The 23,590-nt window shown below is 59.5% G+C and carries 23 protein-coding genes; 13 read left to right on the top strand and 10 right to left on the bottom strand.

Annotated elements, in window-relative coordinates:
- Positions 1-70 precede the first annotated feature (70 nt).
- The 5 genes from AC0Z8Z_RS10575 to AC0Z8Z_RS10595 all read left to right on the top strand — a co-directional run bounded on the left by AC0Z8Z_RS10575 (position 71) and on the right by AC0Z8Z_RS10595 (position 5,860).
- A complete protein-coding gene (locus AC0Z8Z_RS10575; RefSeq protein WP_172611188.1) occupies positions 71-298 on the top strand; it encodes a hypothetical protein in 228 nt (75 codons plus the stop codon).
- Positions 299-731: 433 nt separating this feature from the next.
- Complete coding sequence (locus AC0Z8Z_RS10580; protein WP_485619055.1) at positions 732-2,504, top strand: N-acetylglutaminylglutamine amidotransferase; 1,773 nt, start codon at positions 732-734, stop codon at positions 2,502-2,504.
- A gap of 3 nt (positions 2,505-2,507) precedes the next feature.
- Entirely contained in the window at positions 2,508-4,256 is a 1,749-nt protein-coding gene (gene ngg, locus AC0Z8Z_RS10585; RefSeq protein ID WP_485619056.1) for an N-acetylglutaminylglutamine synthetase, read from the top strand.
- Positions 4,257-4,380: 124 nt separating this feature from the next.
- Positions 4,381-5,565: an osmoprotectant NAGGN system M42 family peptidase gene (locus AC0Z8Z_RS10590; RefSeq protein WP_485619057.1), complete on the top strand. Its 1,185-nt coding sequence runs from the start codon at positions 4,381-4,383 to the stop codon at positions 5,563-5,565.
- A gap of 64 nt (positions 5,566-5,629) precedes the next feature.
- On the top strand, positions 5,630-5,860 hold the full coding sequence (locus AC0Z8Z_RS10595; protein WP_122537509.1) for a YheU family protein: 231 nt from the start codon (positions 5,630-5,632) through the stop codon (positions 5,858-5,860).
- Positions 5,861-5,866: 6 nt separating this feature from the next.
- On the opposite strand, the gene csrA is transcribed toward AC0Z8Z_RS10595, so the two are convergent.
- The 3 genes from csrA to AC0Z8Z_RS10610 form a co-directional block, all read right to left on the bottom strand.
- Positions 5,867-6,064 carry a carbon storage regulator CsrA gene (gene csrA / locus AC0Z8Z_RS10600; protein WP_122537508.1) on the bottom strand — a complete coding sequence of 66 codons (198 nt, stop codon included), beginning with the start codon at positions 6,062-6,064 and terminating at the stop codon, positions 5,867-5,869.
- A gap of 202 nt (positions 6,065-6,266) precedes the next feature.
- Entirely contained in the window at positions 6,267-6,599 is a 333-nt protein-coding gene (locus AC0Z8Z_RS10605) for a YnfA family protein (RefSeq protein WP_172611179.1), read from the bottom strand.
- A 77-nt stretch (positions 6,600-6,676) separates the two neighbouring features.
- The gene (locus tag AC0Z8Z_RS10610; RefSeq protein ID WP_172611177.1) at positions 6,677-7,483 is read right to left on the bottom strand and encodes an SDR family oxidoreductase; all 807 of its coding nucleotides are present in this window, start codon (positions 7,481-7,483) and stop codon (positions 6,677-6,679) included.
- Positions 7,484-7,930: 447 nt separating this feature from the next.
- Between AC0Z8Z_RS10610 and AC0Z8Z_RS10615 the strand changes: the two genes are divergently transcribed.
- Positions 7,931-8,089, top strand: a complete 159-nt coding sequence (locus AC0Z8Z_RS10615) for a DUF3309 family protein (RefSeq protein WP_092410703.1) — start codon at positions 7,931-7,933, stop codon at positions 8,087-8,089.
- Positions 8,090-8,699: 610 nt separating this feature from the next.
- Here AC0Z8Z_RS10615 and AC0Z8Z_RS10620 read toward each other — a convergent pair.
- The 4 genes from AC0Z8Z_RS10620 to AC0Z8Z_RS10635 all read right to left on the bottom strand — a co-directional run bounded on the left by AC0Z8Z_RS10620 (position 8,700) and on the right by AC0Z8Z_RS10635 (position 12,621).
- Positions 8,700-8,969 carry a hypothetical protein gene (locus AC0Z8Z_RS10620; RefSeq protein ID WP_485619058.1) on the bottom strand — a complete coding sequence of 90 codons (270 nt, stop codon included), beginning with the start codon at positions 8,967-8,969 and terminating at the stop codon, positions 8,700-8,702.
- Positions 8,970-9,577: 608 nt separating this feature from the next.
- Positions 9,578-11,236, bottom strand: coding sequence for a cation acetate symporter (locus tag AC0Z8Z_RS10625; RefSeq protein WP_172611171.1), 1,659 nt, complete (start codon positions 11,234-11,236; stop codon positions 9,578-9,580).
- Positions 11,233-11,544: a DUF485 domain-containing protein gene (locus AC0Z8Z_RS10630; protein WP_074890233.1), complete on the bottom strand. Its 312-nt coding sequence runs from the start codon at positions 11,542-11,544 to the stop codon at positions 11,233-11,235. Before AC0Z8Z_RS10630 ends, AC0Z8Z_RS10625 begins: the two co-directional genes overlap by 4 nt.
- A gap of 219 nt (positions 11,545-11,763) precedes the next feature.
- Positions 11,764-12,621, bottom strand: a complete 858-nt coding sequence (locus tag AC0Z8Z_RS10635; RefSeq protein ID WP_485619060.1) for a glycine betaine ABC transporter substrate-binding protein — start codon at positions 12,619-12,621, stop codon at positions 11,764-11,766.
- A 361-nt stretch (positions 12,622-12,982) separates the two neighbouring features.
- Between AC0Z8Z_RS10635 and AC0Z8Z_RS10640 the strand changes: the two genes are divergently transcribed.
- Positions 12,983-14,581, top strand: a complete 1,599-nt coding sequence (locus AC0Z8Z_RS10640) for a glycoside hydrolase family 17 protein (protein WP_485619062.1) — start codon at positions 12,983-12,985, stop codon at positions 14,579-14,581.
- A 609-nt stretch (positions 14,582-15,190) separates the two neighbouring features.
- Here the strand turns inward: AC0Z8Z_RS10640 and AC0Z8Z_RS10645 are convergent.
- Positions 15,191-15,556: a hypothetical protein gene (locus AC0Z8Z_RS10645; RefSeq protein ID WP_485619063.1), complete on the bottom strand. Its 366-nt coding sequence runs from the start codon at positions 15,554-15,556 to the stop codon at positions 15,191-15,193.
- A 221-nt stretch (positions 15,557-15,777) separates the two neighbouring features.
- On the opposite strand from AC0Z8Z_RS10645, the gene AC0Z8Z_RS10650 reads away from it, so the two are divergent.
- The 3 genes from AC0Z8Z_RS10650 (at position 15,778) to AC0Z8Z_RS10660 (ending at position 19,123) form a co-directional block, all read left to right on the top strand.
- A complete protein-coding gene (locus AC0Z8Z_RS10650) occupies positions 15,778-17,076 on the top strand; it encodes a serine/threonine protein kinase (protein ID WP_065986875.1) in 1,299 nt (432 codons plus the stop codon).
- Positions 17,069-17,872, top strand: coding sequence for an MlaA family lipoprotein (locus AC0Z8Z_RS10655; RefSeq protein ID WP_122537499.1), 804 nt, complete (start codon positions 17,069-17,071; stop codon positions 17,870-17,872). Before AC0Z8Z_RS10650 ends, AC0Z8Z_RS10655 begins: the two co-directional genes overlap by 8 nt.
- 396 nt (positions 17,873-18,268) lie before the next feature.
- Positions 18,269-19,123 (top strand): pirin family protein, encoded by an 855-nt coding sequence (locus AC0Z8Z_RS10660; RefSeq protein WP_485619065.1) that lies wholly within the window; start codon positions 18,269-18,271, stop codon positions 19,121-19,123.
- A 30-nt stretch (positions 19,124-19,153) separates the two neighbouring features.
- On the opposite strand, the gene AC0Z8Z_RS10665 is transcribed toward AC0Z8Z_RS10660, so the two are convergent.
- A complete protein-coding gene (locus tag AC0Z8Z_RS10665; protein ID WP_485619066.1) occupies positions 19,154-20,386 on the bottom strand; it encodes a patatin-like phospholipase family protein in 1,233 nt (410 codons plus the stop codon).
- 19 nt (positions 20,387-20,405) lie between these two features.
- Entirely contained in the window at positions 20,406-21,338 is a 933-nt protein-coding gene (locus tag AC0Z8Z_RS10670; protein WP_485619068.1) for a lipid A biosynthesis lauroyl acyltransferase, read from the bottom strand.
- Positions 21,339-21,480: 142 nt separating this feature from the next.
- On the opposite strand from AC0Z8Z_RS10670, the gene minC reads away from it, so the two are divergent.
- The 3 genes from minC to minE all read left to right on the top strand — a co-directional run bounded on the left by minC (position 21,481) and on the right by minE (position 23,494).
- Positions 21,481-22,227 carry a septum site-determining protein MinC gene (gene minC / locus AC0Z8Z_RS10675; protein WP_122537815.1) on the top strand — a complete coding sequence of 249 codons (747 nt, stop codon included), beginning with the start codon at positions 21,481-21,483 and terminating at the stop codon, positions 22,225-22,227.
- A gap of 200 nt (positions 22,228-22,427) precedes the next feature.
- Entirely contained in the window at positions 22,428-23,240 is an 813-nt protein-coding gene (minD, locus tag AC0Z8Z_RS10680) for a septum site-determining protein MinD (RefSeq protein ID WP_037013830.1), read from the top strand.
- On the top strand, positions 23,240-23,494 hold the full coding sequence (minE, locus tag AC0Z8Z_RS10685) for a cell division topological specificity factor MinE (protein WP_037013831.1): 255 nt from the start codon (positions 23,240-23,242) through the stop codon (positions 23,492-23,494). Before minD ends, minE begins: the two co-directional genes overlap by 1 nt.
- The last annotated feature ends 96 nt before the right edge of the window (positions 23,495-23,590 follow it).

Here is a 23,590-nt window from a genome sequence, read left to right on the forward strand (position 1 = left end):
TCGGACAGTGAACCCGATATTCCAACCCCGTCAGGCCAGGACGCCTGCTTCAATAGCGTCTGGAGCCTCGATGTCTACATTAAGCTTGAAAGATATGCAGCTGGATCTCGAAGATTCGGCGGCTTACTTTGACTCTCTGTCGCAATTTCTCGAAGGTCATGCCATCTACCTGAAGGCTCAGAAAGTCGTGTGTCGACAAGAGGACCTCATGCTCCTCGAAAGTCACGCCGGCAACCTTGCCAACTCGGTGAGGTACATCAAAACCGCGGCTTTACGGATCGCCAACCGCTCGCGTTGAGTCGGGCGAGATATGCGCTTCCCAGACATCACGTGGGCAGCGCTTCTTGAACCTGTGAGCGAGTCGACACCCCACGAAAAACGTCGTCGGTGATTAGAAACCCGGCCACACCTCCCTCGCCTGCAATGTTTTTTATTGAACGATCCACGCCTGCCTGCACTCGATAAAGCTAGGCCGCTGACGGCAGCGCGCCCTGATTAAGTGTTCGCCTTTTAAGGAAGCGGGTTCACGTCAGGGTCTTATCCGCGCCGAAACAGGGCCGAAACGTTACTGGCTGAGTGCATTGCGCGAGCTTGGGATTAGACAGCGCAGGATGTACGCCACGCGCCACACGTACGCAACCATGCGCCTGATGTCCGGAATGAACCCGGCATTCACCGCCGCGCAATCCCGGTAACGCCAAACACGCCGAAACATAAAGGGTTTAGGACTGATGTGCGGATTAGCTGGCGAACTACGCTTTGACAATCAACCTGCGGATCTCGCCGCAGTAGAACGTATCACCCATCATCTCGCGGCCCGCGGCCCGGATGCGTGGGGGTTTCATAGCCAGGGGCCGATTGCCCTGGGCCACCGTCGTTTGAAAATCATGGACCTGTCGGACGGTTCGGCGCAGCCGATGATCGACAGCCACTTGGGTTTGTCCCTGGCCTTCAACGGCGCTATCTACAACTTCCCGGAGCTGCGTGCCGAGCTTGAGAGCCTTGGTTATCAGTTCCACTCCGACGGCGACACCGAAGTGCTGCTCAAGGGCTACCACGCCTGGGGCGCTGACATGCTGCCCAAGCTGAACGGCATGTTCGCGTTCGCCATCTGGGAGCGCGACAACAGAAGCCTGTTCATCGCCCGCGACCGCCTTGGCGTCAAGCCGCTGTATCTGTCGCGCACCGACAAGCGCCTGCGTTTCGCTTCCGCCCTGCCCGCTTTGCTGAAAGGCGGCGACATCAGCCCGATGCTCGACCCGGTCGCACTCAATCACTACCTGAATTTCCATGCCGTTGTGCCTGCGCCACGCACGTTGGTGGCCGGTATCGAGAAACTGCCGCCGGCGTCCTGGATGCGCGTGAGTGCCGAAGGCAAGGTCGAGCAGAAGGTCTGGTGGACACTGCCTTATGGCCCGCACGCGGACGAAGCCAATCTGACCCTCGAAGACTGGCGCGACCGCGTGCTCGACAGCACCCGCGAAGCCGTTGCCATCCGCCAACGGGCTGCGGTGGACGTCGGCGTTCTGCTGTCCGGCGGCGTTGACTCAAGCATGCTCGTCGGCCTGCTGCGTGAAGTGGGCGTTAAGGATCTGTCGACCTTCTCCATCGGTTTCCAGGATGCGGGCGGCGAACGCGGTGACGAATTCCAGTATTCGGACCTGATCGCCAAACACTACGGCACCAACCACCATCAGCTGCGCATCAAGGAAAGCGAAATCATCGAGCAACTGCCCGCCGCCTTCCGTGCGATGAGCGAGCCGATGGTCAGCCATGACTGCATCGCCTTCTACCTGCTGTCCCGCGAAGTGGCCAAGCACTGCAAAGTGGTTCAGAGCGGCCAAGGCGCGGACGAGTTGTTCGCCGGCTATCACTGGTACCCGCAAGTAGACGGCGCCAGCGATCCCTACGCTGCTTACCGCGATGCGTTCTTCGACCGCAGTTACGCCGAATATGCCGAGACCGTCGCGCCGAAGTGGCTGACCGCGAATGACGCCGCAGGCGATTTCGTGCGCGAGCATTTCGCGATGCCAGGGGCCGATGCGGCGGTGGACAAGGCCCTGCGACTGGACAGCACCGTCATGCTGGTGGATGACCCGGTCAAGCGCGTCGACAACATGACCATGGCCTGGGGCCTCGAAGCACGCACCCCGTTCCTCGACTATCGACTGGTCGAGCTGTCGGCACGGGTACCTGGCCGTTTCAAACTGCCGGATGGCGGTAAGCAGGTGCTTAAGGAAGCCGCTCGCCTGGTAATCCCGTCGGAAGTCATTGATCGCAAGAAAGGTTATTTCCCGGTGCCGGGACTCAAGCATCTGGAAGGCAATACGCTGAACTGGGTCCGCGATCTGCTGCTTGATCCAAGCCAGGACCGTGGCCTGTTCAACCCGGTCATGCTCGACAAACTGCTCACCGATCCGCAGGGTCAATTGACGCCACTGCGCGGCTCCAAGCTGTGGCAGCTCGCGGCGCTGAACCTGTGGCTCAGCGAACAAGGACTCTGACCGATGAAAGCCAACGCTTCGATCCATAACCAGCGTTTGCTACGCGGCCAGACGCCATCGTACGAGCGCTTGCAGGCTCGCCTTGCCGAGGACGGCAGCACGCCTGAGACAGAACCGCTGGCTCTGCATTGCGGCTGGGGACGGCTGCTGATTGGCCACACCTACCCCGATCCTGCGTCCCTGGCGCAGGAGCTGCTCAACGAAAAACAGGGTGAGCGCGACATCGCCCTGTATGTCGCCGCACCGCAGCAGGTGCTGGCGCAATCGCCGCAACAGTTGTTTCTCGACCCATCAGACACTTTGCGTTTGTGGTTCAGCGATTACCGCCCCGCCCAGCGCGTGTTTCGTGGTTTCAGGATTCGCAGAGCGCAAAGCGAAGGTGACTGGACCGCCATCAACAATCTGTACATCGCCCGTGGCATGTTACCCATCGACCCTGCTCTTCTGACACCTCGGCACCAGGGCGGCCCGGTCTACTGGATTGCTGAAGACGAGACCACTAATGCCGTGATCGGCAGCGTGATGGGCCTGAATCACCAAAAGGCTTTCAACGATCCCGAAAAGGGCTGCAGCCTGTGGTGCCTGGCGGTTGATCCGCAATGCACACGGCCTGGCGTCGGCGAAGTGCTGGTGCGTCATTTGGTCGAGCACTTCCAGAGCCGGGGCCTGGCGTACCTGGACCTGTCGGTGCTGCATGACAACGAACAAGCAAAAAGCCTGTACGCCAAGCTGGGCTTCCGCAATCTGCCGACCTTCGCCATCAAGCGTAAAAACGGCATCAACGAAAAGCTGTTTCTCGGCCCCGGCCCACAGGCAGACTTCAACCCCTACGCGCGGATCATCGTTGAAGAAGCTCATCGTCGTGGCATCGAGGTGCAGGTGGATGACGCCGAGGCCGGACTGTTCACGCTGATCCATGGCAGTCGCCGCGTGCGCTGCCGCGAGTCGTTGAGCGACCTGACCACCGCCGTCAGCATGACGCTGTGCCAGGACAAGCGCATGACCCAGAAGACGCTGAAGGCGGCGGGGCTGGAAGTACCGGTGCAGCAATTGGCTGGTAACGGTGACGACAACCTGGCGTTTCTGGAAGAACATCAGCGCGTCGTGGTCAAGCCGGTCGACGGTGAGCAGGGTCAGGGCGTGGCGGTGGACCTGCGCACCATCGAAGACGTCCAGGCGGCGGTCGAGCGTGCTCGCCAGTTCGACAGCCGCGTGCTGCTTGAGAGCTTCCATGAAGGCCTGGACCTGCGCATCGTCGTGATCGGTTTTGAGGTGGTGGCTGCGGCCATCCGCCGTCCTGCCGAGATCATTGGCGATGGCCGTCACACCGTAGGTCAGTTGATCGAAGCGCAAAGCCGTCGTCGGTCCGCAGCCACGGGCGGCGAGAGCAAGATTCCGGTAGACGACGAAACCCATCGCACCGTTGAAGAAGCGGGTTTCAGCTTTGACAGTGTGTTACCGGCCGATCAGCGGCTGGCCGTGCGCCGTACCGCGAACCTGCACACCGGCGGCTGCCTGGAAGACGTCACCGCGATTCTTCACCCGGTACTGAAGGACGCCGCCGTACGAGCCGCACGCGCTCTCGACATTCCGGTGGTCGGCCTGGACCTTATGGTCCCTGCAGCTGATCAGCCGGAGTATGTGTTTATCGAAGCGAACGAGCGCTGCGGCCTAGCCAATCATGAGCCACAACCGACGGCCGAACGCTTCGTCGATCTGTTGTTTCCCCATAGCCAGCCTGCTCATGGCTAAGGCGAAATCCCTGTAGCAGTGCGCGTGCCCGCAATCGGTCTGGCATGACGACGAATGCGTCGCCGCCAGACCGGTACCGCGAACTCCGCTATCAGGTTAATTTGCGCCACACAAAGAGGTCCCTATGACGACTGCAACCCTCCTTGAACCGGATCTGAATTACCTGCAGAAAGTCCTGCTGGAAATGCTCGCCATCCCGAGCCCTACCGGCTTTACCGACACCATCGTGCGCTACGTCGCCGAGCGCCTTGAAGAACTGGGCATTCCGTTCGAACTGACCCGTCGCGGCACCATCCGCGCCACGTTGAAAGGCAAACAGAATAGCCCTGACCGCGCCGTTTCCGCGCACCTGGACACCATCGGCGCCAGCGTTCGAGAGGTCAAAGACAACGGCCGATTGGGCCTGGCACCGGTCGGTTGCTGGTCGAGCCGTTTTGCCGAAGGCAGCCGCGTCAGCGTATTCACCGACACTGGCGTGATTCGCGGCAGCGTGCTGCCGTTGATGGCTTCCGGGCACGCCTTCAACACGGCCGTCGACACCATGCCCATCAGTTGGGACCACGTCGAAGTGCGCCTGGACGCTTACAGCGCCACGCGCGCGGACTGCGAATCGGTGGGCATTAACATTGGCGATTTCGTGGCGTTTGACCCGTTGCCCGAATTCACCGACAGCGGCCACATCAGCGCTCGCCATCTGGACGACAAGGCCGGCGTCGCCGCTCTGCTCGCAGCCCTCAAAGCCATCGTCGACAGCGGCGTCGAGCCCCTGATCGATTGCCACCCGCTGTTCACCATTACCGAAGAAACCGGCAGCGGTGCTGCGGGAAGTCTGCCGTGGGACGTCAGCGAGTTCGTGGGGATCGACATCGCGCCTGTCGCGCCCGGCCAGCACTCGAGCGAACACGCGGTCAGCGTGGCGATGCAGGATTCCGGCGGCCCGTATGACTATCATCTGTCGCGACATCTGTTGCGCCTGGGCGAGCAAAATGATCTGTCCGTGCGCCGCGACCTGTTCCGCTATTACTACAGCGACGCGCACTCGGCGATCACTGCCGGTTACGACACGCGCACGGCCCTTCTGGCTTTCGGTTGCGACGCGACCCATGGCTATGAGCGTACACACATCGACAGCTTGAACACGCTGAGCCGTCTGCTCACCGCCTACATCATGAGCCCGCCTGTGTTCGCCAGCGATGCGCATCCGTCCAATGCGTCTCTGGAGAATTTCAGCCATCAGCTGGAGCACGACGCGCAAATGGAAAGCGACACCCGTGTACCGTCGGTGGATACATTGGTGGGGCAGCGCTAGCCTGCCCGCACGGGGCGCGATAGCATCGCCGCCCCGTGTATATTTTGTGATGGCCGAGAAACCTATGCTGATCCCTTACGACCAACTCGAAGCCGACACCCTGACGCGCCTGATCGAGGACTTCGTGACCCGCGACGGTACTGACAACGGGGATGACACTCCCCTTGAAACCCGCGTGTTACGGGTACGTCATGCGCTAAGCAAAGGTCAGGCGGTGATTTTCTTCGACATGGACAGCCAGCAATGTCAGCTGATGCTCAAGCGCGAAGTGCCGAAGGAATATTTCGAGGAATAAAGGGACTTACCTTCCCGGCGAGCGGTTGGCGAGTTGTTGCAGCCGTGAGGCGATTCTTCGGAACACCTCTGTGCGGTGAATCCTAATATGCTGCGGCGCATCGATTCCCAGCCGGACCTGATTGCCGGTGATGCCCAGCACTTTCACGGTAATGTCATCGCCAATGTTGAAGGTCTCTCCGATTTCCCGCGTCAATACCAGCATACGTCCTACTCCTTGGCTGTAACCGAGGGAGCAGATTGACGCTCAGACCCCTGCGCTTCAATGCGCCAGAGCAAAATCAGTAACGTCCCTCAATCCTTCAAGACCACGACTGACAGACGCGTCCTACGCGCCCAACCGTTTCCGGGCTGCATCTCAGAGAAAGGTCCGGCAGACGCCAGTTTTTTCGCTGCGGCCGGGAAGGTCAGGCGGCTGACCAGCGCGGGCCGAACAGAATGATGGTTGCGCCCATCACGCATAAGCCAACGCCGATCCAGTCCGACATGAGGGGTCGCACACGCTCGATAACGCCTAGCCAGGTAATGGAGGCAATGATGTAGATGCCGCCGTATGCCGCGTAGGCGCGCCCGGCGTACGTGGCTTCAATTCGAGTCAACAGCAGGGCGAACAGCGTCAGGCTGATCAGCGCCGGAAGAGCCCACAGTGCGCTCTTGCCTTGACGCAACCACATCCAGAAGGCGTAACAACCGGCTATTTCGAACAGCGCGGCAAGAAAAAACCAGAGGTAATTGAGCACGATCATCCTCGTCCAGGGCAGCCGGAAAGTGCCGGCAACCCTATCAGAAAAGAGCCTGGGGAATGTCTGACTCCGCTTCAGGCCTTCGCCTTGGCACGCATCTTTTCCGCCATGTTTGCCATCTCGTCGTACAGCAACTGCGGATTTTTCTGTTTGAGCTGCCAGGCCATTCGACCTTGCTCATGGGGCAGGATCATGAATTCACCGCTGGCGACCTGCTGGTAGATGTAGTCGGCGATGTCTTTCGCGCTGATGGGCGAACTCTCCAGCAGCTTGCCGACCTGGGCTTTCATCGCCGGCGTGGGGCCTCGGAAGGAATCCAGCAGGTTGGTCTGGAAGAAGGATGGACACACCACATGCACACCGATCTCCTGCTGGCGCAGCTCGATCAGCAGGCTCTCAGACAGCGCCACCACGCCGGCTTTGGCCACGTTGTAATTGCTCATCGCCGGCCCCTGCATCAACGCCGCCATGGAGGCGATGTTGATGATCTTGCCTTTGCTCTGTTCCAGCAGCGGCAAAAACGCCTTGCAGCCTTTGACGACACCCATCAGGTTGATCGCGATCTGCCAGTCCCAATCTTCCAGGGACAGTTCGCCAAAGAATCCACCTGAGGCAACGCCGGCGTTGTTGACGATCACATCGATGCCACCGAATTTCTGTTCGCAGGCCTGGGCGAAAGCGGTGAGCTGGCTGTAGTCCCGAACATCACAGCGCTGAACGAAACCGTCCCCACCCGCTTCGCGCACCAGGCCCAGTGTTTCCTGAAGGCCGCTGTCGCTGATGTCCGACAGCGCCAGCTGCCAACCTTCGCGCGCCCAGCGCAGCGCGATCTCACGTCCCAGCCCGGACCCTGCGCCGGTAATCATGATGCGATTGTGCATAGCAGACGCCTTGTCGATTACGAAGAAGTGGCTAGAGTGTAAACAGGAGGATTGTCCGACAAACCCTTCATCAGATCGCTGAATATGAGAGGCAAACCGAATGCTTTGAGTGCTAATCACTCTTTTGGGTGTATTTAGCTGATTAGTATTTGCAGGACGAACTCTAACATCGAATCCAGCGACCCGTTACTTACTGCTTGGTTCCACACTAAGCGAGGTACTTTTCGCACATTTGTTAGTCAAGGCTTGAAGAGATTACGACGTCTTCTTCACACTCAAGCGTTTGATTCCCATGGTATTTTCTGGAGGTGTTAATTTTTATTTCTGCAGTCCAGAACCTTTTGATTAGTGTGACAGTCGGATTCATCAAGCAGCACAATGATTCGCCGTAGTGGCAACCTGTTGAACTGCATAGCCATCTTCCAAGAACACTAGAAGGAACTCGTCATGGGCATCGGCACAATTCTGATCATCATCCTCATCCTGCTGTTGATCGGTGGACTCCCGGTATTTCCGCACTCCCGGAGCTGGGGCTACGGTCCGTCGGGCATTATCGGTACGATTCTGGTGATCCTGCTGATATTGGTGTTGCTGGGCAGGATTTAACTGCTAAAGCTGCCATAAAAAAGAACCGCGCTTAGGCGCGGTTTTTTTATGGGCTTATGGAAGCGGTTCTGCTGGAGCAGAACTGTTTCGCCTTCGGCGAGTTACTTTTAAAAAGCACTAAAAGTAACCAAAAGTGCCTGCTCTCGGTTGGGCCCTTCCTTCGTCAGGGTTCCTTCACTCCGGTCCCGCTCCGTGGGCCCGCGCCGAACGTACATCCATGTCCTGACGGCGCTCTCGCGGCATCCATGCCGCTCGACCCACTGCGCGAGACCTGCGTTCAGCCTGCACCAAGGTCGCGATTAGCGGTGACCGGGCTTTTTGCGTTTGAAGATCAAAAGCAGATCAAGAGCTTCCCGGCTAAAGCCGGTCTACGGGTATAGGCGGTATCCGGTGTACCCGGTGTACCCGGCGTATGCGGTGTTTATGAGTAGGACCGGCTTTAGCCGGGAAGGGGCCGGTTTGAACACCGTAATTTCTAAACGTGCGTTCACCCATCAGCGGCTGCGGCTGCGACTGGGCGTTGAGGAGATCAGCGGGAGGGAAGATTTACAACAATCGAACAGGACGCTCTGGGGAAGCTAGGGCGTAACGCCCTAGCAGATAGCGGGCATCACTTTTTCTTTTTTGCAGGCTTGTCAGCCTTTTCTGCCTTGTCTGATTTCTTGGCTTTCTCTGGCTTGCTATCAGCTTTCTTTGAAGCTTTCTTTGGCTCAGCTGCTTTCTTGGTGTCTTTCTTGGTGTCTTTCTTTTCGGAAGACTTCGAAAGCGCCGATGCCGCCGCTGATTTCTTTTCTGGTGAGGACTTTTTGTCTTTCAAGTCCTTGCTGGCTTTCGAAGCTTCGCCTTTGGTTTTCTTGTCGTCTTTAGCCACGTTAACCACCTCTCAAAGAGTGCCGGTATTAGCACAAGGCCTGTGGGAATCTCCACACGCTGATCATTAGGCGAAGCGGCTTGAAAGCGGTTCAATCTTTTTAAGCACCGAACGCAAAAATGACATCTGCCTCAGATTTACCCGCGCCTGAACTGGCCCCTTCCCGGCTAAAGCCGGTCCTACAACAGCAGCGCGTGCAGTTAGTGAGGCCAGCGGCGCTCCCCCCCTGTAGGACCGGCTTCAGCCGGGAAGCTCTTGATCTGCGCAGCGCTTTTGATCTTCATGCACAAAAAGCCCAGTCACCGCCAAACGCGACTTGGGTGCAGGCTGAACGCAGGTCTCGCGCAGTGGGCCGAGCGGCATGGATGCCGCGAGAGCGCCGTCAGGGCATGGATGCCCGTTCGGCGCGGGCCCACCGAGCGAGACCGGAGTGAAGGAACCCGACGAAGTCGGGCCCAACCGAGAGCAGGCACTTTTGGTTACTTTTAGTGCTTTTTAAAAGTAACTCGCCGAAGGCGAAACAGTCTGCCCCCAGGCAGACGCTCTTGATCTTAAGCGCCTTTAAAACAAAAACGCCCCGAATAATCGGGGCGTTTCCATAACAGCACTACATCAGCTCAATGCGACACCGCACCGCTGGCACCCAGGCCCGTCTGCGAACGCACAAACTGCGGGAAGAACAACGCACGCTCACCTTCCGCCGCCTTCGACTTATCCGTAATAGAGAAAAACCAGATCCCGACAAACGCAATCGCAATCGAAAACAACGCCGGATACTCGTACGGGAAAATCGCCTTCTCGTGATGCAGAATCTGCACCCAAATCGTTGGGCCCAGAATCATCAACACCACCGCACTGATCAAGCCCATCCAGCCGCCAATCATCGCGCCGCGCGTGGTCAGGTTCTTCCAGTACATCGAAAGCAACAACACCGGGAAGTTACAGCTCGCTGCAATCGAGAACGCCAGACCCACCATGAACGCAATGTTCTGACTTTCGAACGCGATACCCAACAGGATGGCCACGACCGCCAACGCCACCGTGGTGTACTTCGACACACGGATCTCGTCTTTCTCGTTGGCCTTGCCCGCCTTGATCACACTGGCATACAAGTCGTGGGACACCGCCGAAGCACCGGCCAATGTCAGACCCGCCACCACCGCCAGGATGGTCGCGAACGCCACCGCCGAGATGAAGCCCAGGAACAGACTGCCACCGACCGCATCGGCCAGGTGAACCGCCGCCATGTTATTGCCACCGAGCAGCGCGCCTGCCGCGTCCTTGAACGCCGGATTGGTGCTGACCAAGAGGATCGCGCCAAAACCGATGATGAAGGTCAGGATGTAGAAGTAGCCGATGAAACCGGTCGCGTAGAGCACAGACTTACGGGCTTCCTTCGCATCACTCACAGTGAAAAAGCGCATCAGAATGTGTGGCAGGCCCGCGGTGCCGAACATCAGCGCCAGACCCAGCGAAAACGCCGAGATCGGATCTTTCACCAGACCGCCCGGGCTCATGATCGCCTCACCTTTCGGGTGAACCTTCACAGCCTCGGAGAACAGCACGTTGAAGTCGAAGTTGACGTGCTTCATCACCATCAACGCCATGAACGACGCACCGGAGAGCAGCATCACCGCCTTGATGATCTGTACCCATGTGGTCGCCAGCATGCCACCGAACAGCACGTACAGGCACATCAGAATACCGACGAGCACCACCGCTACCGCATAGTCCAGGCCGAACAGCAGCTGGATCAGCTTGCCGGCGCCGACCATCTGCGCGATCAGGTAGAACGCCACCACCACCAGCGAACCGCAGGCGGACAAGGTACGGATTTCCTTCTGCTTGAGGCGATAGGACGCCACGTCAGCGAAGGTGTACTTGCCCAGGTTACGCAGGCGCTCGGCGATCAGGAACAGGATGATCGGCCAGCCCACGAGGAAGCCGATGGAGTAGATCAGACCGTCGTAGCCGGAGGTGTAGACCAGCGCGGAAATCCCCAGGAAAGACGCCGCCGACATGTAATCACCGGCAATGGCCAGACCGTTCTGGAAACCGGTGATCTTGCCGCCTGCCGAGTAATAGTCCGACGCTGTCTTGTTCTTTTTCGACGCCCAGTACGTGATGTAAAGCGTGAACCCGACGAAGACCACAAACATGACGATCGCCGACACGTTCAACGGTTGCTTCTGTACCGCACCGGTCAGCGCGTCGGCTGCCCAGAGTGTCGGTGCGAAAGCGGCAAGGCCGAAGGCCGCAAGCAAGCGCCGGATCATTGCTGCGCCTCCTTCAGGATGGCGTTGTTCAGGTCATCGAATTCACCGTTTGCGCGGCGAACGTAGATGGCGGTCAGAACGAACGCGGACACAATCAGCCCGACGCCGATCGGCATTCCCCAGGTGATGGTTGATGTGGCGCTGATTTTGGCGCCGAGAATCTGAGGCCCATACGCAATCAGAAGGATGAATGCGGCATAGAGCCCAAGCATGATTGCCGAGAGAATCCAGGCGAATCGTTCCCTTTTCGAGACCAGCTCCTTGAAGCGCGGGCTGTTCTGAATTGAGAGGTAAATGCTGTCGTTCATTGTTTTTGTCCTCGCAGCACAGATGGATGTCACGGTTTGCACTTTAGTCCGCTCTGCGATGCACTCCAGACGACCTTAGTATTAGAACGACATTAGTTGATGTTCGAAGAATTGCCTCTTTCGCCCGAGGCAGATCGAAACTTAAGGTTGCGGCAACAAAAAACCGCCTGACGATGGCTCGCCAGGCGGTTCGGTAAGACGTTAAATCTTTGTGACGGATTACTTACCGGTCCACTCTTTCACGCGATCCGGGTGCTTCGCGACCCAGTCCTTGGCCGCCGCTTCAGGCTTGGCGCCGTCCTGGATGGCGAGCATGACTTCGCCGATTTCATCCTTGTTGGCCCACTGGAATTTCTTCAGGAAATCCGCAACGTCAGGGGCCTTTTTCGCCAGATCCAGGCTACCGATGTTGTCGACGGTTTCAGCCGCACCATAAACGCCCTTCGGGTCTTCCAGGAATTTGAGCTTCCATTTCGCGAACATCCAGTGCGGTACCCAGCCGGTCACGGCAATGGATTCTTTCTTGTTCTCAGCGCGGGTCAGCTCGGCGATCATGCCGGCGCCGGAACTGGCCTGCAGCTTGTAACCGTCGAGGCCGTAATCCTTGATCGCCTGATCGGTCTTGATCATGACGCCTGAACCGGCATCGATGCCGACGATTTTCTTCTTGAAGGATTCGTCGGTCTTGAGGTCCGCCACCGAGCTGGCTTTCACGTACTCGGGCACGATCAGGCCGATTTTCGCGTCTTTGAAGTTGGGGCCGTAGTCGGTGACCTTGTCCTTGTTCTTGGTCCAGTACTCGCCGTGGGTGACGGGCAGCCAGGCAGACAGGATCATGTCCAGCTTTCCGGTCGCGACGCCCTGCCACATGATCCCGGCGGCAACGGCCTGCAACTTCACCGGATAACCCAGTTTCTGCTTGATCACCTCAGCGGCGACGTTGGTGGTGGCAACACTGTCGGACCAGCCATCGACGTAACCGATGCTCAGCTCGGGTTTGGCGTCGGCATGGGCCAGCGTGGAACTGATGGCCAGTGCCAGCGCGGCACCGACACCCAGGATTTTTCGCATCGTCATTTTCACTTCCCCGGTAGTCCAGAGCCCGACAGCGGTCGGGCGTCGTTAACGTTCTTATAACGTCGCACTTGCGCCCTGGTTCGGGGCAAGCCACGCGTTTCACGCTTCCACCACGTGCCTGCGCAGACGCAATCGCTGCGTGGACGATTGATCATCAACTCCCATACACCTCGTGCCTTTCCTGCCAGCGACACCCAGCCACCCGGTAAACGACATCACCGGGCCATCAACGACAGCCAGGTCGTAAAGAAGCTATGAAACCGTCCGAAAATTGCATGGTTTGCAAAAGCGCCGAGAGGATGAGGTGTGTAAGTGCATCATCTTGCTACTATGCCTACCTTCGCCCCACTTCGGCCCCATCATGTCCGCAACCTCCCGCTCGCCTGTCGTCCTTTATCTGTTCTCCTGTGTGATTGCCCTGCTTGGCCTGTGCGGCTACTGGTACTGGCTGGGCAAGCCGGTGATTCTGCCGGACGCCGCCACGCCGACCCACAAACTCCAATGCGCGTCCTACACGCCGTTCGACAAAGACCAGTCCCCATTCGACCAGCCCTTCACCCTGCGCCCCGCGCGGATGGACGCTGACCTGGCGCTGCTGGCGACGCGCTTCGACTGCGTGCGCACCTATTCAATGACCGGCATGGAGGCGATTCCCGACATCGCTCGCAAGTACGGCCTCAAGCTGATGCTCGGTGCCTGGGTCAACGGCAACCCGGTCGACACCGCCAAGGAAATCAAGGCACTGGTGACGGCCGCGAATACCCACCCGGATGTGGTGACGGCGGTGATCGTCGGTAACGAGAGCCTGTTGCGCAAGGAAGTCACCGGCGCTCAATTGGCCACGCTGATTCGTCAGGTGAAGGCGCAGGTCAAGCAACCGGTCACCTATGCAGATGTTTGGGAATACTGGCTGCAATACCCGGAAGTCGCCCCGGCTGTGGATTTCCTGACGATCCATCTGCTGCCGTACTGGGAAGACGATCCCACCGGCATCGACAAGGCCCTGGCCCACGTCGCGCAGATCCGTGAAACGTTCGGCAAGCAATTCGCGCCCAAGGACATTCTCATCGGCGAGACCGGCTGGCCCAGCGAAGGCCGTCAGCGTGAAACCGCGCTGCCCAGCCGAGTCAACGAAGCCAAGTTCATTCGCAGTTTTGTCGCGATGGCCGAGCAACACGGTTGGCATTACAACCTGATCGAGGCGTTCGACCAGCCGTGGAAGCGCCAGTCCGAAGGCGCGGTAGGCGGTTATTGGGGCCTGTTCGATGCGGATCGCCAGGACAAAGGCGTGCTGGCCGGACCGGTGTCGAACCTGCCGCTGTGGCCATCCTGGCTGACGGTCAGTGGCGCGATCGCCCTGATGGCGCTGGCGTGGGCGGGTCGTGTCAGTCAAGCACGCAGCGCGCTGATGCTGCCATTGCTGGCAGCGTTCGCCGGTTGCTGCATCGGCACCTGGGGTGAACTGGCCCGAGTGACCAGCCGCTTCGCCGGTGAATACCTGTGGGCAGTGGCTCTGGTGGTGCTGAATCTGCTGGTCCTCGCCCACGCCGCGCTGGCGTTATCAGCCCGCGCAGGCTGGCGCGAGCGCGTGTTCGTGTGGCTGGAGGCTCGGGCCGGGTGGTGGTTGTACGCCAGCGGGTTCGCCGCGGCGGTGATGATGCTGGCGATGGTCTTTGACCCGCGCTATCGCAGCTTCGCGACGGCAACGTTGTGGCTGCCAGCGCTGGTCTACCTGATCCGCCCGGTGGCGGCACCGCGCCGGGAGATCGGTCTGCTGATGTTCATCGTCGGCGCCGGCATCGTGCCGCAGCTGTTTCGCGAAGGCTTGAGCAATCCCCAGGCCTGGGCGTGGGCGGCCGTGAGCCTGCTGATGGCGCTGGCCATGTGGCGCAGCGTGCGCATTGGCGCACCTGTAAACGCGCGGAGCACTGCGCAGCAGAGCACTGTTGACGCTGTGTAGCCAATGCTGTGTAACCGAGTGTGCGTTGGCACGGATACATTGTGTTACCGCCGAGGGACTGAAAGGTTCGAAGGCGGGTAACACGGAAACAAAAATCCGTTACTCAGGAGGGGTGCCAGCTGATCGGAATCTCCAAGTCCTTGATTTAAAAGGTATTGCAAAAGTTGGCACGCACCCTGCTATATCTCCTGCACAACAAGAACAAAATGTGAAAACCCAATAAAAATAAGATGAATCGGCTCTGACATAACAAGAACAACGGCACAGAGACGCAGCCAACAGATTTTTTTGGAGTAGAAACGCTTTACCGAGGCCCCGGCCTCGCAGCCCGACCGAGAATAATAAAACTACCCTCAGGTAGCGGCCAGAACGGGTTGGATCACCTCTCGCAGAAGAGGAATCAAAGCAGGTCAGCGCTCAAAAAAATACGTTTGCTCTTGTATCCCGTATGGGGATCACCGAAGACGCTGTAGAGGGACCGGTTGCCAATAACAACAACAGACCGCCCTACAACAATAAGAAAGAGCACGTGCAACGATTTAAAGGGGAGCCTCGGCTCCCCTTTATGCTGTCTGCCGTTTGGCTTTTGAAGCCACGCCCGCTGTGACGTTAAGCACGTTGATCGCGCACCAGCCGCAATCCGCCAATCACCACCGCGAACACCGCTAAGCTGGCCGTGTACAGCACCAGCGCCAATATCCCCAGCAGCAAGCCAAGGACTGCAAGCGCTCGACCAACCTGACGCGGAATAAAGAACGCGATCAGCGATGTGATCAGCGCGCCCCACCCGAACACACCGAAGTGAATCCACAGGCCCAGGTTGGAGCGCAACTGGCACTGCCATTTCGACGCCTCGTCCGCGCAGATTCCTACCCACTGCACGTCTTCCATCAGGCCGTAACGCAAGCCGTAACTGACGGCGAGCCACAGCGCCAGAACGAAAAACAGCACCACCAACGGCAGACGACGGGACACGACACACTCCAGAAAATAACCAACGGCCCGCAGCATAGCCGCAGCGGCACGGGCAAAACCATACGGGCAAGAAAAAGCACGAGCGGACAGGTCAGAAGTGCCATAACCTGTATCGTCGAAGAGGGTCATGCGAGAGTCGCTTGCCGTCACGGCACTTTGGCACTACACCCGTGTCATAGCCTGCGTATTTCAACAGCACATCATTCCCAAGGGATTCAGTCATGCTTCGTTTTCTGCGCCTCGCCGCCTTATCAGGCGGCCTGTTTTTGAGTGCGTCCGTGATGGCGGTCGATATCGATCCGTCCAGCTATGGCTTCCCCTTGACCAATCCGTTCGAAGCGACCATCGCCACGACCCCACCGGATTTGCGTGCCAAGGTGCCTGAAGACGCCGACATCGATCAGGACGATTACAGCCTCACCATGCGCCCGGAGCGTGAGTTCACACTGCCGGACAACTTCTGGGCCGTGAAGAAACTGCGTTACCGCCTCGCCAAACAAGACCACCCTGCGCCGCTGATCTTCCTGATCGCCGGCACCGGCGCGCCGTATAACAGCACCCTGAATGAATACCTGAAGAAGCTTTATTACGGCGCGGGTTACAACGTCGTACAGCTTTCGTCGCCGACCAGTTATGACTTCATGAGCGCCGCCTCGCGCTTCGCCACCCCTGGCGTGACCAAGGAAGACGCCGAAGACTTGTACCGCGTCATGCAGGCCGTTCGCGCCCAACAGTCGAAACTGCAGGTCACCGAGTATTACCTGACCGGTTACAGCCTCGGCGCGCTGGATGCGGCCTTCGTCAGCAAACTCGACGAAACCCGCCGCAGCTTCAATTTCAAGAAAGTGCTGCTGATCAACCCGCCGGTGAACCTCTACACCTCGATCACCAACCTCGACAAGATGGTGCAGACCGACGTTAAAGGCATCACCAACAGCACCACCTTCTATGAACTGGTGCTGCAGAAGCTGACCCGTTACTTCCGTGAAAAAGGCTATATCGACCTGAACGATGCGCTGCTGTATGACTTCCAGCAGTCCAAGCAGCACCTGTCCAATGAACAGATGGCCATGCTGATCGGCACCTCGTTCCGTTTCTCCGCTGCCGACATCGCGTTCACCTCCGACCTGATCAACCGTCGCGGTCTGATTACTCCGCCGAAGACCCCGATCAGTGAAGGCACCAGCCTGACGCCGTTCCTCAAGCGCGCGCTGCAATGCGATTTCGATTGCTACGTGACCGAGCAGGTCATCCCGATGTGGCGTGCCCGTACCGACGGCGGCAGCCTGCTGCAACTGGTTGATCAGGTCAGCCTGTACGCGCTGAAGGATTACCTGGCGAGCAGCAAGAAGATCGCGGTGATGCACAACGCCGACGACGTGATCCTCGGCCCGGGCGACCTCGGTTTCCTGCGCAAGACTTTTGGCGATCGCCTGACCGTTTACCCTTACGGCGGTCACTGCGGCAACATGAACTATCGCGTCAACAGCGACGCCATGCTGGAGTTTTTCCGTGGCTAAACGTCTATTGCTTATCGCCGCCCTCCTCTGCGCTGGCGCCGTCCACGCGGCCGACGCGCCGATCGTTTCCCAGGCAGCCCCGGTCCAACGCATCGATAACCCGGACGGGTTCACCGAGCCGTTGAAGTCGCTGAAATTCAATCCGGGTCTGGATGCTCAGGAGTTCGAGCGCTCGTCGCTGAACGCGCTGAATGTCTACGACCCGCTGGAATCCTGGAACCGCCGCGTTTACCACTTCAACTATCGCTTCGATGAGTGGGTGTTCCTGCCGGTGGTCAACGGCTACAAATACATAACACCGAGCTTCGTGCGTACCGGCGTCAGCAACTTCTTCGGCAACCTGGGCGATGTGCCGAACCTGCTGAACAGCCTGCTGCAGTTCAAGGGCAAGCGTTCGATGGAAACCACCGGCCGCCTGATCGTCAACACCACCCTGGGCATTGCCGGGCTGTGGGACCCGGCGACCTTGATGGGCCTGAAGAAACAAAGCGAAGACTTCGGTCAGACCCTGGGTTTCTATGGCGTACCGGCCGGCCCGTACCTGGTGCTGCCGATCCTCGGTCCATCGAACCTGCGTGATACCGGCGGCCTGGTCTTCGACTTCACCGCTGAATCGCAGATCAACTTCCTCAACGTCGCCCAGGTCAGCGAAGACCACCCTGAGCTGTACCTGCTGCGCGCCATCGACCGTCGCTACACGACCAGCTTCCGCTACGGTCAGATGGACTCGCCGTTCGAGTACGAGAAAGTGCGTTACGTGTACACCGAAGCCCGCAAGCTGCAGGTGTCCGAGTAACGTGATCTGAAAACTGCCGGCACTGCTGGCAGCAAAACCTGTAGGACCGGCTTCAGCCGGGAAGAGGCCCGTCGGCACGCCATCACATTCGTGGTGTTAATGCCGGCGTCTTCCCGGCTAAAGCCAGTCCTACAAGTGCGCGGTCCGGCCGCTGGAGATCTAGCGGCCGCCCACACCTCTTCGCGAGCAAGGTGGAGCGCCACCCCGGTCACTCCCACATGGACAGTGTTTGCTGCTCGACCTTACGGCGTCCGGATGAAGAGGCTCCCCGACAGTATCCGGAACAAGCCCCAGACCCATCGCCAAACCCGATCATTCCCCCGCAAAAACGTCACCCATCCATCGCCTCAACAGGCCTACCATAGGCGCCATTCCCCTTTTGCCGGAGTGAGCCCCATGCCCCCATTTCGTAAAGTGCTGTCGATCCAGGCCGGCCAACCGACGTCCGACGGTGCCGGCGTCAAGCTGACCCGTGTGTTCGGCGGGCCCGGCATCGAAGCCTTCGACCCGTTCCTGATGCTCGACGAGTTCGGCTCCGAGAACCCCGACGAGTACATCGCCGGCTTTCCGCCCCATCCCCATCGCGGCTTTGAAACCGTGACCTACATGCTCGAAGGTCGCATGCGCCATGAAGACCACATGGGCAACGTCGGCTTGCTGCAAGGCGGCGGCGTGCAGTGGATGACCGCTGCGCGCGGCGTGATTCACAGCGAAATGCCCGAGCAGGAGAAAGGCGCCATGCGCGGCTTCCAGCTGTGGCTCAACCTGCCGGCGAAATCGAAGATGGGCGACGCCGGTTACGACGACATTCAGCCCGAGCGCATTCCGCGCATCACCACGCAGAACGGCGTCGAGGTCGTGGTCATCGCCGGCCAGTTCGACGACGGCCACACGTCCCAGGCAGGCGCCGTGCAGCGTCCGGACACCGAGCCGCAATATTTCGATTTCCACATGCCTGCCGGCAGCCTCATCAGCCCGCGGGTCCCCGACGGCCATCGCGTGCTGCTGTACGTGTACGAAGGTGAAGTCGAGATCGCAGGGCAGCCACAGAAGTTGGGTACGAGCTGTCTCGCGCGATTGTCGGAAGATGGTGAGATTCAGCTGAACACCCAGGCGGGCGCCCGCGTGTTGCTGATCGCTGGCAAGCCGCTGGGCGAGCCGATCGTGCAATACGGCCCGTTCGTGATGAACAGCCGGGAAGAAATCGAACAGGCCCTGCGGGATTTTCGGGATGACAAGCTGACCGCGTGATTGCCCTCGACCCGGCCTTCAGCAGAGCAACTACTCCAGCTGCAGGAACCGCATCAACTCATCCTTCTGGGCCATCGCGTCTCGACGGCCCAGTTCGATGAGCTCGCTGCAGTAACCCGATTCAAACAACAGATAACTCAATACCCCTGCCCCACTGGTTTTGGTCGCACCCGGGCCGCGCAGAAACGTGCGCAGCGCCGGGGGCAATTCGCGGCGATGACGGGCGGCGATTTCATCGATGGGCTGGCTGGGCGAAATCACCAGTACTTCAACCGGCGCCAGGGATTGAATGGGCGTCGAGTCTGACGACTGCGGCTTGGGCACGTCGGGCCCAGGCAGCATGCGGCTGACGATGTTCAGCCGCTCCAGCAATTCGATGTCGCTTTCGAGGCTGTCAATGAATGTGCTGTTGAGCATGTGCCCACCGATCTGCGCGAGACTCGGTTGCACGCCACGGACCGCGCGCGGCACGGACGGGTTTGCGCCAGGGCCACGGGGGTTGCCGCTGACGCCCACCACCAGCACGCGGTTGGCGCCCAGGTGCAGCGCCGGACTGATCGGCGCCGATTGCCGCACCGCACCGTCACCAAAATATTCCTGTCCCAGCTTCACCGGCGCGAACAGCAACGGAATCGCGGAACTGGCCAGCAGATGGTCAATGGTCAAGCGCGTCGGCAGGCCGATCCGGCGATGCCGCAGCCAGGAATCGATCGTGCCCTTGCCCTGATAAAACGTGACCGCCTGCCCCGACTCGTAACCGAATGCGGTGATCGCCACCGCGCGCAGATGCCTGGCTTCAATGGCTTCGTCGATGCCGTCGAGGTTGAGCCGCGCGGTCAGCAGGTCCTTGAGCGGCGAACTGTTGAGCAGTGCCACCGGCACCTGCTGGCGGCCGATGCCCAACAGGCTGCGACCGAAGAATCGCGCGGCCTGCCGGACGACCCCGGGCCAGTCGCTGCGCAACACTTGATGGCTGCGAAAGCCCTGCCAGAAGTCAGTGAGTTCGTGGATTGCCGTACGAAACTGCGCGGCGCCGCTGGCCAGCTTCACCGCATTGATCGCGCCGGCGGAGGTGCCGACGATGACTGGAAAAGGATTCTTGGCGCCGACAGGCAGCAGGTCAGCGATGCCGGCCAGTACGCCCACCTGATAGGCCGCGCGGGCACCGCCACCGGACAGAATCAGCCCGGTAACCGGCTCGACGCCGGGGGCTAGGGCTGAGCCGTGGCGCACCGCTTGTTGTTCTGTGGCGCTTGTCGTCATGGGGATTGAGCTCTTGGTTTCAGCCACGCTTCTTGTACAGCTTCGGCTCACCCGGCGGTCGACTCTTGAAACGCCGGTGCGCCCACAGGTATTGCTCGGGGCATTCGGTGACCGCGCGCTCGACCCATTGATTGATGCGAATGCAGTCCGCCTCGTCGCTCTCCCCCGGAAAATCGCTCAGCGGCGGATGGATCACCAGCTTGTAACCACTGCCATCGGCCAGGCGCTCCTGAGTAAACGGCACCACCAGGGCGTGACCGAGCTTGGCGAATTTGCTGGTGGCCGTCACGGTGGCCGCCTGAATGCCGAACAGCGGGACGAATATGCTCTGCTTGGCGCCGTAGTCCTGATCCGGCGCGTACCAGATCGCCCGGCCCTTGCGCAGTTGCTTGATCATGCCGCGCACGTCTTCGCGCTCGACGGCGATGGAATCCATGTTGTGGCGCTCGCGGCCGCGTCGTTGAATGTAATCAAAGAGCGCGTTCTTGTGCTCGCGGTACATGCCGTCGATGGTGTGCTGCTGCCCGAGCAGGGCGGCGCCGATTTCCAGTGTCGTGAAGTGCAGCGCCATGAGGATCACGCCATGGCCGTCCAGCTGCGCCTGCTTTAAATGATGTAGGCCTTCGATGTGCGCCAACCGCGCGAGACGGGGCTTGCTCCACCACCAGCTCATGGCCATTTCAAAAAACGCGATGCCGGTGGAGGCGAAGTTTTCTTTCAGCAGGCGTTTGCGCTCGGCCTTTGAATACTGGGGGAAACACAGCTCGAGGTTGCGCGCGGCGATCACCCGTCGATCGGTCGCCTGGTAATACATGACCCAGCCCAAAGCACGACCGATCACCAGCAACACGCGAAACGGCAACTGCACGATCAGCCAGAGCAAGCCCAGCCCCAGCCACAGCAGCCAGAAGCGGGGATGAAGAAAGTGAGCTCGAAAACGCGGGCGATCCATTACAGCTTCCGTCAGGACAAAGGCGGGCATTCTACATCGGTTCGCGCGGATCGTGCCGCCGTCGGTTGCGCCTCCCTTGCGGCTGGCGGGCGTTATCGTTATAAGTCTCGGCACTTTTAGCGACAAGCCGCTGTATGCCGACATGAGCCAAATCGAATTGCAAGACAAGGAACCCGTGTTCCAGCTAAAGGGCAGCATGCTGGCCATCACTGTGCTGGAACTGGCCCGCAACAACCTCGAAGCGCTGGATCGTCAACTGGCGGCAAAAGTCGCCCAGGCGCCGAACTTCTTCAGCAATACACCGCTGGTGCTGGCGCTCGACAAGTTGCCGCCGGATGAAGGCGCGATCGATCTGCCGGCAATGATGCGCATCTGCCGCCAGCACGGGTTGCGCACTCTGGCCATTCGCGCCAACCGGATTGAAGACATCGCCGCCGCCATTTCCATCGACTTGCCGGTGCTACCGCCGTCGGGTGCGCGCGAGCGACCGCTTGATCCGACGGAAGGCGAAATCAAAAAGAAGCCGGAAATCATTGAAAAGCCGCCCGAGCCGCTGATCAAGCCCACCAAGATCATCACCGCCCCCGTGCGCGGTGGTCAGCAGATCTACGCCCAGGGCTCGGATCTGGTGGTAATTTCCTCGGTCAGCCCCGGCGCCGAACTGCTCGCCGACGGCAACATTCACGTATACGGCCCGATGCGCGGCCGCGCACTGGCGGGGATCAAAGGCGATACCAAGGCACGGATTTTCTGCCAGCAGATGGTCGCCGAACTGATCTCCATCGCCGGCCAGTACAAGGTGTCCGAAGACCTGCGCCGGGATCCGCTGTGGGGCGCCGGTGTACAGATCAGTCTGTCCGGCGACGTGTTGAACATCACCCGTCTTTAACGGATACTGCGCCATTTTTAAGCCACTCTGATTCGTCGCGAAAACGACGCGAAGGCACCGAGACGTTCGGGCTATTTTTTTGTTCTCCCGAACAGGAATTCCGTCACGGGTTCCGATCACCGCCCTCGCCCGCTTTGGTTGCGCCGTCATGAGAGGCTCTTCAGGGACTCAACGTCCTTTTCCTCTAGGGGTGATACACCTTGGCCAAGATTCTCGTGGTTACATCCGGCAAGGGTGGTGTGGGCAAGACCACCACCAGCGCCGCCATCGGTACCGGTCTCGCACTGCGCGGCCACAAGACAGTAATCGTCGACTTCGACGTCGGCCTGCGTAACCTCGACCTGATCATGGGTTGCGAGCGTCGCGTCGTTTATGACTTCGTCAACGTAGTGAACGGCGAAGCCAACCTGCAGCAAGCGCTGATCAAGGACAAGAAGATCGAAGGTCTTTACGTCCTCGCGGCCAGCCAGACCCGTGACAAAGACGCGCTGACCAAGGAAGGCGTTGAGAAAGTCCTGATGGAACTCAAGGAAACCTTCGAGTACGTCGTCTGCGACTCCCCTGCCGGTATCGAAACGGGCGCTCACCTGGCGATGTATTTCGCCGACGAAGCCATCGTTGTTACCAACCCGGAAGTGTCCTCGGTTCGTGACTCGGACCGCATGCTGGGCCTGCTGGCCAGCAAGTCCCGTCGCGCCGAGCGTGGTGAAGACCCGATCAAGGAGCACTTGCTTCTTACCCGTTACAACCCTGAGCGCGTGAGCAAGGGCGAGATGCTGGGCGTTGAAGACGTCAAGGAAATCCTCGCGGTGACCCTGCTGGGCGTGATTCCAGAGTCCCAGGCCGTACTCAAGGCGTCCAACCAGGGCGTGCCGGTCATCCTTGATGATCAGAGCGACGCTGGCCAGGCGTACAGCGATGCCGTTGACCGTCTGTTGGGCAAGGACCGTGAGCACCGCTTCCTGGACGTACAGAAAAAAGGATTTTTCGAACGCCTGTTCGGGGGTAACTGATGAGCATTTTTGACTTCTTTCGTGCCAACAAAAAGCCCAGCACCGCGTCGGTAGCGAAAGAGCGTCTACAGATCATCGTGGCGCATGAACGCGGCCAACGCAGCACCCCGGATTACCTGCCCGCCTTGCAGAAGGAGCTGGTCGAGGTGATCCGCAAGTACGTCAATATCGGTAACGATGACGTGCATGTCGCCCTTGAAAACGACGGCAGCTGCTCGATTCTGGAACTGAATATCACCCTGCCTGATCGTTGATCGACAAGGCAGTCGCCACGGCGGCCCGGTTGCCTGAAGCCCTTTGCGGGATCAGGCAAGCGCGCCGCCGTTGGCGTTCCTGAAGACCTGTTTTCT

This window comes from Pseudomonas sp. 1L-C-7-B-C1, from assembly GCF_057291635.1.